The sequence below is a fragment of the Azotobacter armeniacus genome, assembly GCF_054779355.1.
Genome location: NZ_BAAGYK010000163.1, coordinates 1 through 14,574 on the forward strand (window position 1 = coordinate 1; position 14,574 = coordinate 14,574).

At 65.3% G+C, this 14,574-nt stretch carries 15 protein-coding genes, 4 tRNA genes and 3 pseudogenes; 3 read left to right on the forward strand and 19 right to left on the reverse strand.

What is annotated here, in order from left to right:
- Positions 1-166 precede the first annotated feature (166 nt).
- A complete protein-coding gene (gene moaA, locus ACYVD0_RS21760; RefSeq protein WP_460428743.1) occupies positions 167-1,162 on the reverse strand; it encodes a GTP 3',8-cyclase MoaA in 996 nt (331 codons plus the stop codon).
- A 185-nt stretch (positions 1,163-1,347) separates the two neighbouring features.
- On the opposite strand from moaA, the gene ACYVD0_RS21765 reads away from it, so the two are divergent.
- Positions 1,348-2,205, forward strand: coding sequence for an ion transporter (locus ACYVD0_RS21765; protein WP_460428744.1), 858 nt, complete (start codon positions 1,348-1,350; stop codon positions 2,203-2,205).
- A 10-nt stretch (positions 2,206-2,215) separates the two neighbouring features.
- On the opposite strand, the gene ACYVD0_RS21770 is transcribed toward ACYVD0_RS21765, so the two are convergent.
- The 11 genes and pseudogenes from ACYVD0_RS21770 to ACYVD0_RS21820 form a co-directional block, all read right to left on the reverse strand.
- The gene (locus ACYVD0_RS21770) at positions 2,216-2,698 is read right to left on the reverse strand and encodes a hypothetical protein (RefSeq protein ID WP_460428745.1); all 483 of its coding nucleotides are present in this window, start codon (positions 2,696-2,698) and stop codon (positions 2,216-2,218) included.
- A gap of 23 nt (positions 2,699-2,721) precedes the next feature.
- Positions 2,722-3,924: a c-type cytochrome biogenesis protein CcmI gene (ccmI, locus tag ACYVD0_RS21775; protein WP_460428746.1), complete on the reverse strand. Its 1,203-nt coding sequence runs from the start codon at positions 3,922-3,924 to the stop codon at positions 2,722-2,724.
- Positions 3,921-4,394, reverse strand: coding sequence for a cytochrome c-type biogenesis protein (locus ACYVD0_RS21780; protein WP_460428747.1), 474 nt, complete (start codon positions 4,392-4,394; stop codon positions 3,921-3,923). The genes ccmI and ACYVD0_RS21780 overlap by 4 nt, the downstream gene beginning before the upstream one ends.
- On the reverse strand, positions 4,391-4,921 hold the full coding sequence (locus ACYVD0_RS21785) for a thioredoxin domain-containing protein (protein WP_460428748.1): 531 nt from the start codon (positions 4,919-4,921) through the stop codon (positions 4,391-4,393). Before ACYVD0_RS21785 ends, ACYVD0_RS21780 begins: the two co-directional genes overlap by 4 nt.
- Positions 4,922-4,923: 2 nt before the next feature.
- On the reverse strand, positions 4,924-6,897 hold the full coding sequence (locus ACYVD0_RS21790; RefSeq protein WP_460428749.1) for a heme lyase CcmF/NrfE family subunit: 1,974 nt from the start codon (positions 6,895-6,897) through the stop codon (positions 4,924-4,926).
- Positions 6,894-7,361, reverse strand: a complete 468-nt coding sequence (gene ccmE / locus ACYVD0_RS21795) for a cytochrome c maturation protein CcmE (RefSeq protein ID WP_460428750.1) — start codon at positions 7,359-7,361, stop codon at positions 6,894-6,896. Before ccmE ends, ACYVD0_RS21790 begins: the two co-directional genes overlap by 4 nt.
- Positions 7,358-7,534: a heme exporter protein CcmD gene (gene ccmD, locus ACYVD0_RS21800; RefSeq protein ID WP_460428751.1), complete on the reverse strand. Its 177-nt coding sequence runs from the start codon at positions 7,532-7,534 to the stop codon at positions 7,358-7,360. The genes ccmE and ccmD overlap by 4 nt, the downstream gene beginning before the upstream one ends.
- Positions 7,531-8,283 (reverse strand): heme ABC transporter permease, encoded by a 753-nt coding sequence (locus tag ACYVD0_RS21805; protein WP_460428752.1) that lies wholly within the window; start codon positions 8,281-8,283, stop codon positions 7,531-7,533. The genes ccmD and ACYVD0_RS21805 overlap by 4 nt, the downstream gene beginning before the upstream one ends.
- A 101-nt stretch (positions 8,284-8,384) precedes the next feature.
- Complete coding sequence (ccmB, locus tag ACYVD0_RS21810) at positions 8,385-9,056, reverse strand: heme exporter protein CcmB (RefSeq protein ID WP_460428753.1); 672 nt, start codon at positions 9,054-9,056, stop codon at positions 8,385-8,387.
- On the reverse strand, positions 9,053-9,739 hold the full coding sequence (gene ccmA, locus ACYVD0_RS21815) for a cytochrome c biogenesis heme-transporting ATPase CcmA (RefSeq protein ID WP_460428754.1): 687 nt from the start codon (positions 9,737-9,739) through the stop codon (positions 9,053-9,055). The genes ccmB and ccmA overlap by 4 nt, the downstream gene beginning before the upstream one ends.
- A 129-nt stretch (positions 9,740-9,868) precedes the next feature.
- Positions 9,869-10,699 (reverse strand): annotated as a pseudogene (locus tag ACYVD0_RS21820) (MinD/ParA family protein); the annotation flags it as partial.
- A gap of 157 nt (positions 10,700-10,856) precedes the next feature.
- Here ACYVD0_RS21820 and sodC point away from each other — a divergent pair.
- Positions 10,857-11,378 carry a superoxide dismutase family protein gene (gene sodC / locus ACYVD0_RS21825; protein ID WP_460428755.1) on the forward strand — a complete coding sequence of 174 codons (522 nt, stop codon included), beginning with the start codon at positions 10,857-10,859 and terminating at the stop codon, positions 11,376-11,378.
- A gap of 174 nt (positions 11,379-11,552) precedes the next feature.
- Here the strand turns inward: sodC and ACYVD0_RS21830 are convergent.
- The 7 genes and pseudogenes from ACYVD0_RS21830 to ACYVD0_RS21860 form a co-directional block, all read right to left on the reverse strand.
- A tRNA-Glu gene (locus ACYVD0_RS21830) sits at positions 11,553-11,628 on the reverse strand.
- Between the two features lie 48 nt (positions 11,629-11,676).
- Positions 11,677-11,752, reverse strand: a tRNA-Ala gene (locus ACYVD0_RS21835).
- 50 nt (positions 11,753-11,802) lie between these two features.
- Positions 11,803-11,878: transfer RNA gene (locus ACYVD0_RS21840), tRNA-Glu, on the reverse strand.
- A 57-nt stretch (positions 11,879-11,935) separates the two neighbouring features.
- Positions 11,936-12,011 (reverse strand) — tRNA-Ala (locus tag ACYVD0_RS21845).
- Between the two features lie 101 nt (positions 12,012-12,112).
- Positions 12,113-12,478: pseudogene (locus ACYVD0_RS21850) on the reverse strand (P-loop NTPase family protein); the annotation flags it as partial.
- Positions 12,479-12,522: 44 nt separating this feature from the next.
- Entirely contained in the window at positions 12,523-13,128 is a 606-nt protein-coding gene (locus tag ACYVD0_RS21855; RefSeq protein ID WP_460428756.1) for an RNA-guided endonuclease InsQ/TnpB family protein, read from the reverse strand.
- A 626-nt stretch (positions 13,129-13,754) separates the two neighbouring features.
- Positions 13,755-14,051 (reverse strand): annotated as a pseudogene (locus tag ACYVD0_RS21860) (transposase); the annotation flags it as partial.
- Positions 14,052-14,206: 155 nt separating this feature from the next.
- On the opposite strand from ACYVD0_RS21860, the gene ACYVD0_RS21865 reads away from it, so the two are divergent.
- The coding region (locus tag ACYVD0_RS21865; protein ID WP_460428757.1) for a transposase at positions 14,207-14,574 on the forward strand (368 nt) is incomplete at its 3' end.

Below are 14,574 nucleotides of genomic sequence, written 5' to 3' on the forward strand. Positions count from 1 at the left end.
CCCGAGCCATTCTGGTCTCCTTGTCCGAGCGGGAGAGGAGGACCGAAATGACCAGGAAGAGCAACCCCTGTATGTCGAATTCGTGTTTTCAAAAAATGCTCTAGCGCGCGCCTGCCGCAGGAAGCTCCAGTCTGGTGCAGGCGAAACGGGCATACACCCGTTTCGCTCAGCCGCCGGTCATGCTCATGAAGCGCACCACCTGTACCTGGGCGTCGGCCGCGAAATGATGGCGCTCGGGCTTGAGCTGCAGGGCCTCTACCAGAGCCTGGCGCAGCCGCGCCGAATCGCCGGGATGGGCGCGCATCAGGGTCTTCAGGTCGAGTGCGCCCTCATGGCCGAGACAGAGCACCAGCTTGCCCTCGGCGGTGACCCGCACGCGGTTGCAGGCGCTGCAGAAGTTGTGGCTGTGCGGCGAGATGAAGCCGACCTGGGTCTGGCTGCCGACCACCTGCCAGTAGCGCGAAGGACCGCCACTGACATGGCTGCTGCGCACCAGACTGAAGCGCTCCTCGATGCGCCGGCGCACCTCGTCGCTGGAGCAGAGGGTTTCGCTGCGATTGTGGCTGGAGATACCGCCGAGCGGCATCTCCTCGATGAAACTGATGTCCAGGCCGCGCTCCAGGGCGAACTCGACCAGCTCGAGCACCTCGTCGTCGTTGCGACCCTTCTGCACCACAGTGTTCAGCTTGATCCGCGCAAAGCCCACGGCGCGGGCGGCCTCGATGCCGGCGAGAACCTGGTCAAGCTTGTCGCGGCGGGTGAAGGCGGCGAAGCGATCAGGGCGCAGCGAGTCGAGGCTGATGTTGAGGCGCCGGAGCCCGGCCGCGCGCAGATCACCGGCCATGAACGGCAGCTGCGAGCCGTTGGTGGTCATGGCCAGGTCTTCCAGCTCCGTGCGCGCTCCCAGGCGCTCCAGCAGGCCGAGCAGGCCCTTGCGCACCAGCGGCTCGCCGCCGGTGATACGGATGCGCTTGACGCCGAGGCCGATGAAGGCATCCGCCACGTCGTAGAGCTCCTCCAGGCTGAGGATCTGCTCGCGCGGGGCGAACACCATGTTCTCGCTCATGCAATAGGTGCAGCGGAAATCACAGCGATCGGTCACCGACAGGCGCAGGTAGGTGATGCGGCGCCCGAAGGGATCGACCAGTTCGACATTGGCCATGGCGTATTTCACTCCCGCCAGCCTGCATTGCACCGCTCCGCGGGACCAGGCTGGATGGCTCGCGTCCTCGAGCCGGTTATGATCGTGGGTCGGAGATGTCAGGCATCATTGACCCTTTGCACAATAAAGCAGGATGTGCGCCAACCGGCCAGCCCGGCGATCTGACGCAGCGAATGAGGACGCACATGGACAAGAAAAGCTGGCGCGAGCGCCTCTATATCATCGTCTTTTTCAGCGACACGCCGGCCGGGCGGCATTTCGATATCGCGCTGCTGCTGGCCATCTTCGCCAGTCTGGTGGTGGTGATGCTCGACAGCCTGCAGGGTTACGACCACTACGGCGAGCTGTTTTACGCCCTGGAATGGGGCTTTACGATGCTCTTCGCTGGCGAATATCTGCTACGCATATACATCCATCCCAGACCATCGCACTACATCTTCAGCTTCTACGGCGCCGTCGACCTGCTGGCCGTACTGCCGGCAGTCCTCGCCCTGCTGTTCCCACCGGCCCAGTACCTGCTCATCATCCGCATCATGCGCATGCTGCGGGTATTCCGCGTGCTGAAGCTGCTGTCCTACCTGAACCAGGCGAATTTCCTGCTCGTCGCGCTGCGCGGCAGCCGGCAGAAGGTCATCGTCTTCCTGTTCAGCGTGAGCACCATGGTCGTCGTTTTCGGCACCCTGGTGTACGTGGTCGAAGGGCCGGAGCATGGCTTCAGCAGCATTCCCGCCAGTATCTACTGGGCGGTGGTGACCCTGACCACAGTCGGCTACGGCGACATGACGCCGAAGACGCCGCTGGGCCAGGCCCTGGCGAGCCTGGTGATGATCACCGGCTACTCGGTGATCGCAGTGCCCACCGGGATCTTCACCGCCGAGCTGGCCAGCGCGATGCAGCCGCAACGCCTGCACCAGATTTGTCCGACCTGCGAAAAGAGCCTCCATGAACCCAATGCCGCCTACTGCAGCCGCTGCGGCAACGCACTGTTTCCGCGCCCTCCCAAACCCGCGTCAGAATCCAGCGTGGAAGAGTTGCACGACTGATGCCAGCGGCTCAGCGCACCGGATGATAACGGCGCAGTCCCGGCGGCACGCTCGGTCCCTCGACCGATTCCCAGGGGCCGCTCGGCCGCCCGGAGCTGTACCAGCCGTCGTTCCAGCGGTAGTACAGGCGCTCCCGGTAGTACAGCGGCCGGCCCTTCACCACATAGACCCCCAGGTTGTTGTCCCAGTAGGCATCGGCATCCGGCGGCGGTGCATAGCGCGGATGGTTGCCGCCCCGGCTCCGCTGCGGGCTGGCGGGCTTGGGCGGCAGAGACTTGATCGTCTGGCGCGGCTGCGTCGGCACCTGCACCGGCGGCCGCTGCTCGGGGGGGCGCTGCGTCGGTGCCGGGCGGTCGCCGGACGGGTAGTCGTAATCCTGGTGGGCGCAGGCGGCCAGCAGCAGGGTCAGGCCGAGCATGCCGAACGGACGCAGGTGGCGCAGCAGCCCGGCGGACTTGGCCGGGAATGGCTGCGAGGGGGCAAGAACCTTCATTTTTCCTCTCCGGGGACGTACCCTCAGGGCGCGTCGGCTCGATCAATGGTCAGGGCGTACTCGCCCGATGCTTTGGCACTCACTTGGTCGAGACGGCCGATCCAGTCGCCCGCGGTGGGATTGCCGGCCCGCGAAACCCGAGCGACCAGTTGCACCTCGGCGAAGTTCGACAGCCTGAGCTGCGGCAGCATTGCATTGGCATCGCTCAGGGCGACCTGCGCCGGCAGATCGGCCACGCGCAGGCGCTCGACCGCCAGCGGCATCGGCGGACCGGAAACAACGCGGGCGAAGACGAACACGCTGTCGTCCGGCCGCACCTTGTCGGCCAGCTCCGGGGCCAGGGCAACGCTGACCTTCAGCTCGACCTGGCTGGCCGCAGATTGCGCGCTCTCCGGCGTCCCGGCGACTCCGGCCTGCTCGCGGGCGCGGGCAATGCCGCCGACAATAGCCGTCCGCGACGGGTCGCCTTCGGGCAGGATCGCCACCAGGCGTTCCCAATAGCCGGCGGCATCGGCGAAGCGGCGCTCCTCGAAGGCGGCGATGCCCAGCAGGCCGAGGCTGGTGACTTCGGTGGGATCGCCGGCCAGCGCCTCGTCGGTCAGTGTCTGCATCTGCGCACTCCAGCGCTTGCCCTCGGCGAAATACAGCGCCTGGGCCCACTGGCCGAGGATCTCCGGTGGCCGCTCGGCCAGCCGGGCAGCCTGCTCGAAGGCCCGCACGGCATCGGCCGGACGTTCTTGGGCCATGTAAGTGCGACCGAGGAAATACCAGCCCTCGGCGGAATCCGGCTGGACCTTGACCGCCTCCTCCAGGCGCGCGGTCATCTCCTCGAGGGTCTTCGGCTGCTCGGCGAACTGGCGGGCCAGCTCGAGCTTGTCGCTGGCGCCCCAGTGCAGGTACAGGCCGTAGCCGAGCAGCGGCACCAGCAGCGCCACCGCCAGCGGCACGGCCTTGCCCAGGGAGGAGCGGCGGTGCGCATCGCTGTCCGCAGTATCTGCCAGCAGCTCGCGGGCAGCCTCGGCGCGGCCGGCCTCCAGCTGTTCGGCGCCCAGGGTGCCAGCCGAGCGCTGCGCGTCCAATTCGGCTAGACGCTCCTCATAGAGCACCACGTTGAGCGCGGTACGGTTCTCTTCGGCCTGGACGCGGCGGCCACGCACCATGGGAAGCAGCAGAAAGGCCAGGGCCAGCAGCAGCAGCAGGCCAGCGGCGATCCAGAAATCGATCATGGGTCTTTTTTGTCCAGCAGGGTGGCGAGGCGCTCGCGCTCGGCCGGGGAAAGGGTGTTCGACGCAGGATTGGCGACACTGCGCCGGCGCCGGAGGATGATCACCGCCAGCACGCCGAAACCGACAGCCAGCAGGCCCGCCGGGCCATACCAGAGCAGCAGCGTCCGGGCATCGAGCGGTGGCTTGTAGCGGACGAAGTCGCCGTAGCGGGCCACCAGATAGTCGACGATCTGTTCATTGCTCTGCCCTTCGCCGAGCATGCGGTAGATCTCGCGGCGCAGATCCATGGCAATGGGCGCATCGGAATCAGCGATGTTCTGGTTCTGACACTTCGGACAGCGCAACTCCTCGATCAGGCTGCGGTAGCGCTCGCGCTCGGCGTCGCTCTCGAATTCATAAGTGTCAATGGCGGCCTGTGCCGTCGCGCTCAGCACAAGGCCCAGCAGCGCGGCACGGATCAGGGATTTCATTCGTCCAGCAGCTCCTGGTAGCGCGCGGCAAGCTGCTCGCGCCAGGTCCGCTCGTCGATCACCCCGACGAACTTGTGGCGGATGATGCCGTACCTGTCGATGAGGAAGGTTTCCGGCGCGCCATAGACGCCAAGGTCCAGGCTGAGGCTGCCCTGCTCGTCGCGGATGTTCAGCCGGTAGGGGTTGTGGAACTCCTTCAGCCACTTCAGCGCGCTGGCGTTGTCGTCCTTGTAGTTGACGCCGACGATGTTCACGCCGCGCCCGGCCAGCTCGTTGAGCACCGGATGCTCGACCTTGCACGACACGCACCAGGTTGCCCAGACGTTGACCAGCGCCGGCTTGCCCTTGAGGTCGTCGACACTGAGCGTGCGCCCCGGCTCTTCCACCGCGGGTAGGGAGAACGGCGGGAACGGCCTGCCGATCAGCGCCGAGGGCAGCTCGGCGGGGTCGAGGAACAGGCCCCGGTAGAGGAAGGCCGCGATGCCCAGGAAGAGCATCAGCGGCAACAGGAATATCGCTCGTTTCACCTTCAGGCTCCTTGTCCGGCCAGGCCCAGGGCCTCGCGCACGCGGGTCTTGACCTTGACCCGATAACGCCGGTCGCAGGCCGCCAGCGCTGCGCCGAAGGCCATCATCAGGCCCCCCAGCCAGATCCAGCGGACGAACGGCTTGATATGCAGACGGACCGCCCAGGCGCCGTTGTCCAGCGGCTCGCCCAGGGCGACATAGAGATCGCGGGTGAAGCCGGCGTCGATGCCGGCCTCGGTCATCGGCATCCGCTGCACGGTGTAGAGGCGCTTCTCCGGCTGCAGCACGGCCACCTCGCGATCCCCGTCGAAGACGCGGACGCTGGCCCGGTCGGAGACGAAGTTGGGGCCTTCGTGGTGCCGGGTGCCCTCGAAAACGAAGCGGTAACCGCCCAGATCCACGGTATCGCCCGGCGCCATGCGCAGGTCGCGCTCGGCGCTTTCCTGACTGCTCAGGACGATGCCCAGGGCGCAGACGGCAACCCCCACGTGGGACAGCTGCATGCCCCAGTAGCTTGGCGAGAGGTTGCGCAGGCCCTTGAGTGGGCCCTTGTGGCGGGTCTTGTCGAACAGGTCGCGCGCCCCGGCGAGGACCACCCAGGCGGCCAGGAAAGCAGTCGCCAGCACCGCCCAGGCGAAATCGCCGAGGGCGAAGGCGGCCAGCAGGGCCAGCGCCACGCTGGCCAGCAGCACCGGCGCGAGCATGCCGACCAGCCAGTTCAGCGGAGTGTCCTTCCAGCGTACCAGCACGCCTACCGCGAGGCTCAGCATCAGCAGGCCCATCAGCGGCAGGAACAGCGCATTGAAGTACGGCGGGCCGACCGACAGTTTGGCGCCAGACAGTGCATCCAGCAGCAGCGGATAGAGGGTGCCGAGGAGGATGGTCGAGGTCGCCACCACCAAGAGCAGGTTGTTCACCAGCAGCAGGGTCTCCCGCGACCAGAGGGCGAAGCCCACCTGACTCTTGACCACCGGCGCACGGATGGCGAACAGGGTCAGCGAGCTGCCGATCACCAGCAGCAGGAAGCCCAGGATGAACACGCCGCGCTCCGGGTCGTTGGCGAAAGCATGCACCGAGGTGAGCACGCCCGAACGCACGAGGAAGGTGCCGAGCAGGCTCAGGGAGAAGGCGGCGATGGCCAGCAGCACCGTCCAGCTCTTGAACACTCCGCGCTTCTCCGTCACCGCCAGCGAGTGCAGCAGCGCGGTGCCCACCAGCCAGGGCATGAAGGAGGCGTTCTCGACCGGGTCCCAGAACCACCAGCCGCCCCAGCCCAGTTCGTAGTAGGCCCACCAGGAGCCGAGCACGATGCCGACGCCGAGGAAGGCCCAGGCGACCAGCGTCCAGGGCCGCGACCAGCGTGCCCAGGCGGCATCCAGGCGGCCGCCGAGCAGCGCGGCGATGGCGAAGGCGAAGACCACCGAGAAACCGACGTAGCCCATGTAGAGCATCGGCGGATGGACGACCAGGCCGAAGTCCTGGAGCAGCGGGTTGAGGTCACGGCCATCTGCCGGCGATTGCGGCAGCAGACGCGCGAAGGGGTTGGAGGTGACGATCAGGAACAGCAGGAAGCCGACGCTGATCAGTCCCATCACGCTCAGCACGCGGGCCAGCATCTCCTCCGGCAGCTGCCGCGAGAAGATCGACACGGCGAAGGTCCAGCCGGACAGAATCAGCGCCCAGAGCAGCAACGAACCCTCGTGGGCGCCCCATACGGCACTGAACTTGTAGTACCAGGGCAAGGCGCTGTTGGAGTTGCTCGCTACGTAGGCGACCGAGAAGTCGTCGACCAGGAAGGCCTGGGTTAGGCAAGCGAAGGCGAACAGCAGGAAGGCGAACTGCCCCCAGGCGGCCGGCACAGCCAGGCCCATCCACAGGCGGTCGCCGCGCCAGGCGCCGATCAGCGGCAGGGTGCCCTGCACCAGCGCCAGGCACAGGGCGAGGATCATCCCCAGGTGGCCGAGTTCGGGAATCATTGCACACCCTCCGGCTTGCCGCCTTCGTAGTGCTTGAGCATGCCGGTCTTCTCCAGCGCCTGACTGACCTCCGGCGGCATGTAGTTCTCGTCGTGCTTGGCCAATACCTCGTCGGCCTGCAGCGCGCCGTCGCCATCGACCCGCCCCAGAGCGACGATGCCCTGCCCCTCGCGGAACAGGTCGGGGAGGATACCCTGGTAGCGGACGGTCACGGTCTCGGCGCCATCGGTGACCCGGAAGGACACCGCTAGCGAGTCCGCACCGCGCTGCACCGAGCCCTGCTCCACCAGGCCGCCGGCACGAATCCGCGCCCCCTGCGGCGCCTCGCCCGCGGCGATCTGGCTGGGGGTGTAGAACAGGTTGATGTTCTGCTGCAGAGCGGACAGGGCCAGCGCCATGGCGATGCCCACGCCGGCGAGGATCGCCAGGACGATGAACAGCCGCTTCTTGCGCACAGGATTCACTTCGACTCCTCCCGGCGCAGACGACGCGCCTCTTCTTGCAGATAGCGCCGGCGCGCCAGCAGCGGTCCGGCGATATTGAGGACCAGCACCGCCAGGCTGATGCCGTAGGCCGACCACACATAGGGGCCATGATTGCCCATGGCGACGAATTCGGCGAACGAGGAAAAACTCATGGTGCCCCCACGAGAGCCTTGATCTCGGATTTGGCCCAGCTGCTGCGCGCCTCGCGCCTGAGCACCTCGAGGCGCATGCGCAGCAGCAGCACGGCGGCGAAGAAACAGTAGATGCCGAGCACCATGACCAGCATCGGCAGCCACATCTCCATGGGCATCGCCGGCTTCTCGGTCAGGGTGAAGGTGGCCGGCTGGTGCAGGGAGTTCCACCATTCGACCGAGTACTTGATGATCGGGATGTTGACCACCCCGACGATCGCCAGCACCGCGCAGGCCTTGGCCGCGCTGTCGCGGTTGGCAATCGCCTGGCCGAGGGCGATGATCCCGAAGTAGAGAAACAGCAGGATCAGCATCGAGGTCAGCCGCGCATCCCAGACCCACCAGGTGCCCCAGGTCGGCTTGCCCCAGATGGCGCCGGTGACCAGGGCGATGAAGGTCATCCAGGCACCGATGGGCGCGGCGCACTGCAGGGCGATGTCGGCCAGCTTCATGCGCCAGACCAGGCCGACCAGCCCGGCCACTGCCAGCAGCACGTAGCAGGACTGGGCGAGGAAGGCCACCGGCACATGGATGTAAATGATGCGGAAGCTGTTGCCCTGCTGGTAGTCCGGCGGCGCGAAGGCCAGTCCCCAGACCAGGCCGGCGCCGAGCAGCAGCGCGGCGACCACAGCGAACCAGGGCAGCCAGCGGCCGCTGATTTCATAGAACCACTTGGGCGAGCCCAGCTTGTGAAACCACGTCCAACTCATCGAGACCACTCATATTCTCACGAAGCACAAAACCCGGCACGCTTCCTGCCTGGCCATACCGGAACCGTCTCCCCGGCCAATCCCCTGCGCTGGCAAAACGGCTACTCTCCGACGCTGATGCTCAGCCCGGCGGCGATTGCGAAGGGCAGCAAGGTCACGGCCAGCACGGCCAGGCTGGCCAGCCATAGCAGATGACCGGTCGCCGGCAATCCCTGCAGTGCCGCCTGCATTGCCCCACTGCCGAGAATCAGCACGGGGATGTACAGCGGCAGAATCAGCAGCGGCAGCAGCAGGCCGCCACGCTTGAGGCCCACGATCAGCGCTGCGCCGACGGCACCGAGCAAACTCAGCACTGGGGTGCCGAGCAGCAGCGACAGCAGCAGTACCGGCAAGCAACGTGCAGGCAGCCCCAGCATCAGGGCCAGCAGCGGCGCCAGCAGGACCAACGCCAGCCCGGAAAGCAGCCAGTGTGCCAACACCTTGGCCAGCACCAGAAGCGGCAACGGATGCGACGCGACCACCCATTGTTCCAGGGAACCGTCCTCGAAGTCGCTGCGGAACAGGCCATCCAGCGACAGCAGCACGGCGAGCAGCGCCGCCACCCAGATCAGCCCGGGCGAAAGCGTCTGCAGAAGCTGCGTCTCGGGTCCCACAGCGAGCGGAAACAGGGCGATGACGATGGCGAAGAACACCAGCGGGTTGACCAGTTCGGCCGGACGGCGGAACAGCAGCCGCGATTCGCGGGCGAGCAGGAGGGCGAACACACTACTCATGCGGCGCGCCGCTCCAGGTCCAGCTCGCGGAAAGTAGCAGGCCTGACCTCCAGGCGGTGGTGGGTGGTCAGCACGACCATCCCGCCACGCTCGCAGTGGCCGAGCAGATGCCGCTCTAGCTGAGCCACGCCCTGCCGGTCGAGGGCGGTGAAAGGCTCGTCGAGGATCCACAGCGGTGGCGCCTCCAGATGCAGACGGGCCAGTGCCACGCGACGCTGCTGGCCGGCCGACAGGGTATGGCAGGGCACGTCCTCGAAGCCGCGCAGGCCGATTGCCGCCAGCGCCTGCCAGATCGCCTCGCGTCCGGCGGGGCGATGCAGGGCACAGAGCCAGGCAAGATTCTCCTCGGCGGTCAGCAGCCCCTTGATACCAGCCGCATGGCCGATCCAGAGCAGATTGCGCGCCAGTTCGGTACGCCGACCGTGCAGGCTGCGCCCCTGCAGGCGCACCTCTCCGGCCGAGGGCTGCATCAGTCCAGCCAGCAGGCGCAGCAGGCTGGTCTTGCCGCTGCCGTTGGGGCCCACCACCTGCAGCATGTCGCCGGGAGCCAGCATCAGGTCGAGCTGCTCGAACAACATGCGCCAGTCCCGCTCGCAGGCGAGCGCCATGGCTTCGAGAAAGGGACTGGTCACAATAGGCTTACCATCGACCTCAACACGGCAGTACCGGTCTGAGCGCGGCATGCGTCAATCCGGGCGGACCCGCATTATACATGCCGAGCCCGCCGGCCGGAGGGGCTATTTTCGCCCGCCCGGCGCACGCTCACCCCTGCCCACGGCCGGCACAACCGCGGAAGAGTCCCCGGCGGAGTCCTGAGCCGGCTTTGCCTGCGCCGCGCGAACCAGATGTTCGACAAAGAACTCCACATGCCCCCGTGGATTGGCGGGCAACGGCCAGCCATCGACCTTCTCCGCGATCGCCCGAAAGGCCAGCGCACTCTTGGAGCGAGGAAACGCCTCGCAGACCGCCGACTGCCGCTGCACGGCCCTACGCAGAGTGTCGTCCCAGGGCACGGCACCGACGTACTGCAGGGTCGCAGCAAGGAAATGCTCAGTCAGCCGGAGCAGCTTGGCGAACAGCTCGCGCCCTTCGCGAGGGCCTGCCACCATGTTGGCGAGGATCCGGAAGCGGCTCACCCCGTAGTCATGATTAAGCAACCTGATCAACGCATAGGCATCGGCAATCGACGCCGGCTCATCGCAGAGCACCACAAGCACTTCCCGCGCCGCCCGCACGAAGCCAACCGCCGAATCGTCAATACCAGAAGCGGTGTCCACTATCAGCACATCGAGTTGGCAGGCGAGCCGACCGAAGGCATGAATCAGCCCGGCCTGCTGCTGAGCCGAGAGCCGTACCATGCTGCGCATGCCGGAAGCGGCGGGCACCACGCGAATACCGCCCGGCCCTTGCAGCACGATATCCTCCAGGACGCACTCTCCGGCGAGAACGTCGGCCAGGGTGCGCTCAGCGCCAAGGCCGAGCAACGCATCGATACTGGCCATTGCCAGATCGCCATCGAGCAGCATCACCCGGCGCCCGCGTCCGGCCAGCACCAGCGCCAGATTCACCGCCACCACACTCTTGCCCACCCCACCCTTGCCACTGGTCACCGCGATGACCTGCACTGGACATACGCTTGTCATGTCGTTCATTGCCTGCCCTGCCCGCTTGCCATCATTGACCGCCCGATCCACCGGGGTCCAGCATAGTCACTGTGCCAGCAAGCCTACGCCAGCCCGACCATCCAGCCCATACCAGGGGCAAGAACGCCCCTTCCGCATGCACAATAAGGAGATACCCATGAAAAAATGGCTGATTGCAGCACTGACCGCCAGCTGCGCACTGCCCCTGCAGGCCGTGCCGCTCAGCATCACGCTCGACGCAGTGAGCAGCGACGGCATCGGCACAGCGCTCGGCACCGTCAGCATCGAGCAGAGCGAATACGGCCTGGTCTTCACTCCCAGTCTTGACGGGCTGCAGCCCGGCATCCACGGCTTCCACGTCCATGCCTCGGGCAGTTGCGCCGTCGCGGAAAAGGACGGCCAGAAGGTCGCCGCAGGCGCCGCAGGCGGCCATTGGGATCCGCAGAATACCGCCAAGCATGGCTACCCCTGGGGAGACGGCCACCTGGGCGACCTGCCGGCACTCTACGCGGGTGCTGACGGCAAGGCCACGCAGCCGGTGCTGGCCCCGCGCCTAAAGGATCCGGAAGCGCTCAAGGGACATACTCTGATGGTGCATGCCGGCGGCGACAACCATGCCGACAGCCCTGCCCCGCTGGGCGGTGGCGGAGCCCGAGTGGCCTGCGGCGTCATCCAGTGACGGACTGAAGCGTATGCCGACACAGAAGCCACCCGCCCCTGCCGCAAGCCCGGCCCGGAGCCAGGCCAAGCAGCAGGGGATCCCTCCAGGAAGGCCAAGCTTGGGTAGTCAGGACTGAAAAACAAAAAGGGCCGCCCATGCAGGTGACCCCTTGAACCCAATGGAGGGTAGAACTGGCGTCCCCTAGGGGACTCGAACCCCTGTTACCGCCGTGAAAGGGCGGTGTCCTAGGCCACTAGACGAAGGGGACGAAACCTTCGATGACAAGCTCGGCGAAACGGCCGGCCTTGTGTGGAATTGGTGGAGCTAGACGGGATCGAACCGTCGACCTCTTGCATGCCATGCAAGCGCTCTCCCAGCTGAGCTATAGCCCCGGATTTAGCGTCTCTCGACGCAGGCAGCGCCAAGGTGCTACCGCTGGAACTGGCGTCCCCTAGGGGACTCGAACCCCTGTTACCGCCGTGAAAGGGCGGTGTCCTAGGCCACTAGACGAAGGGGACGAAACCTTCAAAACCAATCAGTCAAGCTGACCGACGTAGCCACTTTCGAATCGAGAATGGTGGAGCTAGACGGGATCGAACCGTCGACCTCTTGCATGCCATGCAAGCGCTCTCCCAGCTGAGCTATAGCCCCATCTCGAGGACGGGGCGCATATTAGGTTCACTTCTGAGCCCTGTCAATAGATTTGTCGATTTTTTTTGCCAATAGAACAAATACTTACCGGACACTGCGGTTCAGGACGCCCCACCCCGCCGGACGGCAAGGGCTGACAGGGGCTCGCGACTGGGCGAGGTCCCAGGCAGCGTAAGTACCCGCTCGAGGACCTCCGCCTCCAGCACGGCGAGGCGTGCCGAACCGCGGCTGCGCGGGCGCGGCAGCTCGACCGGCAGATCGAGACCAATGCGTCCCTCCTCGATCAGGATCACCCGGTCGGCGACGGCGACTGCCTCGCTGACATCGTGGGTGACCAGCAGAACGGTGAAACCGTACTGCTGCCAGAGCAGCTCGATCAGTTGCTGCATTTCGATGCGGGTCAGCGCATCCAGCGCACCCAACGGCTCGTCGAGCAGCAGCAGCCGCGGGCGGTGGAAGCGGCGACGTCGCTCTTGGCCAAGGATCTCGATGTTCTTGTCTTTGCTGGTGGTCATAAAATCGGTTGATCGGCATAGGGGGCAGCCGTTGGGCTGCGCCCCTGCCACACCACCCGGCGTGCGGGCCCGCACCGGGCGGTTCGAGAAGTTGAGGTTCGCAGTCCGTTGACGCCCTGTGGGCCGCTGAGCGAGCCGCAGGACGAACAGGTGCGGGTGGTGTACGCCTCGCCGACTTCCCTGAACACGATGCCTGCGTGAGCGCATTTGTAGGCCAGCATCGTTTTCAATTGGCCCCAGCCGGCATCGAGTGCCGGCTTGGCCATCTTGGTTTTGGCGAGTTTCGCGGGACTCACATCGCCCACGATGATCGTGCCGTGCTGGCTCACCAACGAGCGGCTGAACTTGTGCAAGGCATCCTTGCGGCGGTTGGCGATCTTGGCGTGGATCGCCCGGGTGCGCTGCTTGTTGCGGCTGCGCTGGGCGGTGGCCAGCGTCGCTTCCAGGCCGCGATAGAAGCGTCCGCTCTCCAGCTTCGTGCCATCGCTGCAGGTGGCCACATCCTTCAAGCCCAGGTCGAGACCGATGGTGCCCTGCCCGCGCGATAGCTGCACATCGACCTCGACGACGACCGCCGCCCCCTGAGCTGGTCGCACCGGCATACTGCAGCAATACCTTGTGGAGCCCCAGCTATTTTGCCGGCAGCGTCGACGGCGCTCCTCTTGCGGCGGTCAGGCAATAGGCGAGGCCACTATAGAGGGAGGCTTCGCCTACCGCGCTATTCATCCCCGCACTAGCCCGGATTTCTCATAAAAAAGCTAACCACTTAAAAACATTGAATTTTTCGAGTGGTGCCTATGCGGTTTTAAGCTCTCTGTTTTAGCTCGTATGGTAAGTGCTCGAAGAAAAATAATCCGATATTTTCCCCTGCATTGCCCGTGCAAGCCTCTGAAATACAGGGGTTGGCCTGGTTCAGAACAGCAGAAAATCCGGGAAAATTTCGTTCGAATACTTAAAGCGAAAGAAAGACGAAAATCACCGAGCAGAAGAAGGCCTTGGCTGCATAGAGGCGCTTGCCATATTCGTCTTCGGACCGGGTGATGGGCGCATCCAGCGTCCCAAGCACAAACCTGCCACGAACAAAACGAAGCAGGCGAGGACAATAGAAAGAACAAGGGAGATCATCATGGTTTTACCCTCCTTGGCGTTGTGGTTGAGGCAAAACGTAGCAGGCAGTTGCGCTTGACAATATGATCTGGAGCAAAAAAAGGGGGGACAGAGTAAGAATCTATCCATAATTAATATTTACGCTAAGCGGCACCTTCCGAAAGGCGATGATGGCCGCTGCCAAATGGTTGAGGGCGAGGAAGCTGCGTTCGAGCTTCTCGTAGCGAACCAGGAGCTTGCGAAACCGGTTGAACCAGCTGTGGGCGACTTCAACCACCCAGCGCCGAGCACGCTTGTGAGGATGGCGCTTGAGCTGTCGGGCCTCATCATGCCGCCCCTGCACATGGGGAATGTAACCATGGGACACGATCGTCTCCAGGGCGGCAGCGCCCCGGTAGGCGGCGTCGGCACACAGGTGAGAAGACACGCTACACCAAACCTGCTCGGGCTGAAGCCGCTTGAAGCTACAGGCGCATCCGTTCATGCGATTGCCCTGCTTAGCCGGGGGATTACCTTATTTATTTAGCCTTCATCTGCCTTGCTTGATGTATTCCCTTGCCTGGGAGAGACCGGATGACAAGTGCATCGATCGAGACAACCCTGGAGCTGTGGGCTTCATCGCTGCGCGAAGTCAAGGCGCGTATGCGCCCTCTGTTTACCCAGGAGCGGGTGGCGGCCTCTGCCGGCTGGTTCCTCGATGGCCTGCTGGGCAACGAGCCACGCAAGACCGGCTGGATGCGCGCAGAGGCAGCCGGCGATCCCGGCCCCTGGCGTCAGCAGGCCATTCTCGGCCGTGGTCGCTGGGAGGCCGATGCCTTGCGCGATCTGGTGCGCGCCTATGTGCTCGAGCATCTGGCCGACGACGAGGCCGTCCTGGTTCTGGACGAGACCGGCTTTCTCAAGCAGGGCCACGCCTCCTGCGGCGTGGCCCGCCAGTACAG

Coding starts and splice junctions, on each gene's coding strand:
- moaA (WP_460428743.1), bottom strand. CDS start 1,162: ATGGCCAATGTCGAACTGGTCGATCCCTTCGGGCGCCGCATCACCTAC.
- ACYVD0_RS21765 (WP_460428744.1), top strand. CDS start 1,348: ATGGACAAGAAAAGCTGGCGCGAGCGCCTCTATATCATCGTCTTTTTC.
- ACYVD0_RS21770 (WP_460428745.1), bottom strand. CDS start 2,698: ATGAAGGTTCTTGCCCCCTCGCAGCCATTCCCGGCCAAGTCCGCCGGG.
- ccmI (WP_460428746.1), bottom strand. CDS start 3,924: ATGATCGATTTCTGGATCGCCGCTGGCCTGCTGCTGCTGCTGGCCCTG.
- ACYVD0_RS21780 (WP_460428747.1), bottom strand. CDS start 4,394: ATGAAATCCCTGATCCGTGCCGCGCTGCTGGGCCTTGTGCTGAGCGCG.
- ACYVD0_RS21790 (WP_460428749.1), bottom strand. CDS start 6,897: ATGATTCCCGAACTCGGCCACCTGGGGATGATCCTCGCCCTGTGCCTG.
- ccmD (WP_460428751.1), bottom strand. CDS start 7,534: ATGAGTTTTTCCTCGTTCGCCGAATTCGTCGCCATGGGCAATCATGGC.
- ACYVD0_RS21805 (WP_460428752.1), bottom strand. CDS start 8,283: ATGAGTTGGACGTGGTTTCACAAGCTGGGCTCGCCCAAGTGGTTCTAT.
- ccmB (WP_460428753.1), bottom strand. CDS start 9,056: ATGAGTAGTGTGTTCGCCCTCCTGCTCGCCCGCGAATCGCGGCTGCTG.
- ccmA (WP_460428754.1), bottom strand. CDS start 9,739: ATGCCGCGCTCAGACCGGTACTGCCGTGTTGAGGTCGATGGTAAGCCT.
- sodC (WP_460428755.1), top strand. CDS start 10,857: ATGAAAAAATGGCTGATTGCAGCACTGACCGCCAGCTGCGCACTGCCC.
- ACYVD0_RS21855 (WP_460428756.1), bottom strand. CDS start 13,128: ATGCCGGTGCGACCAGCTCAGGGGGCGGCGGTCGTCGTCGAGGTCGAT.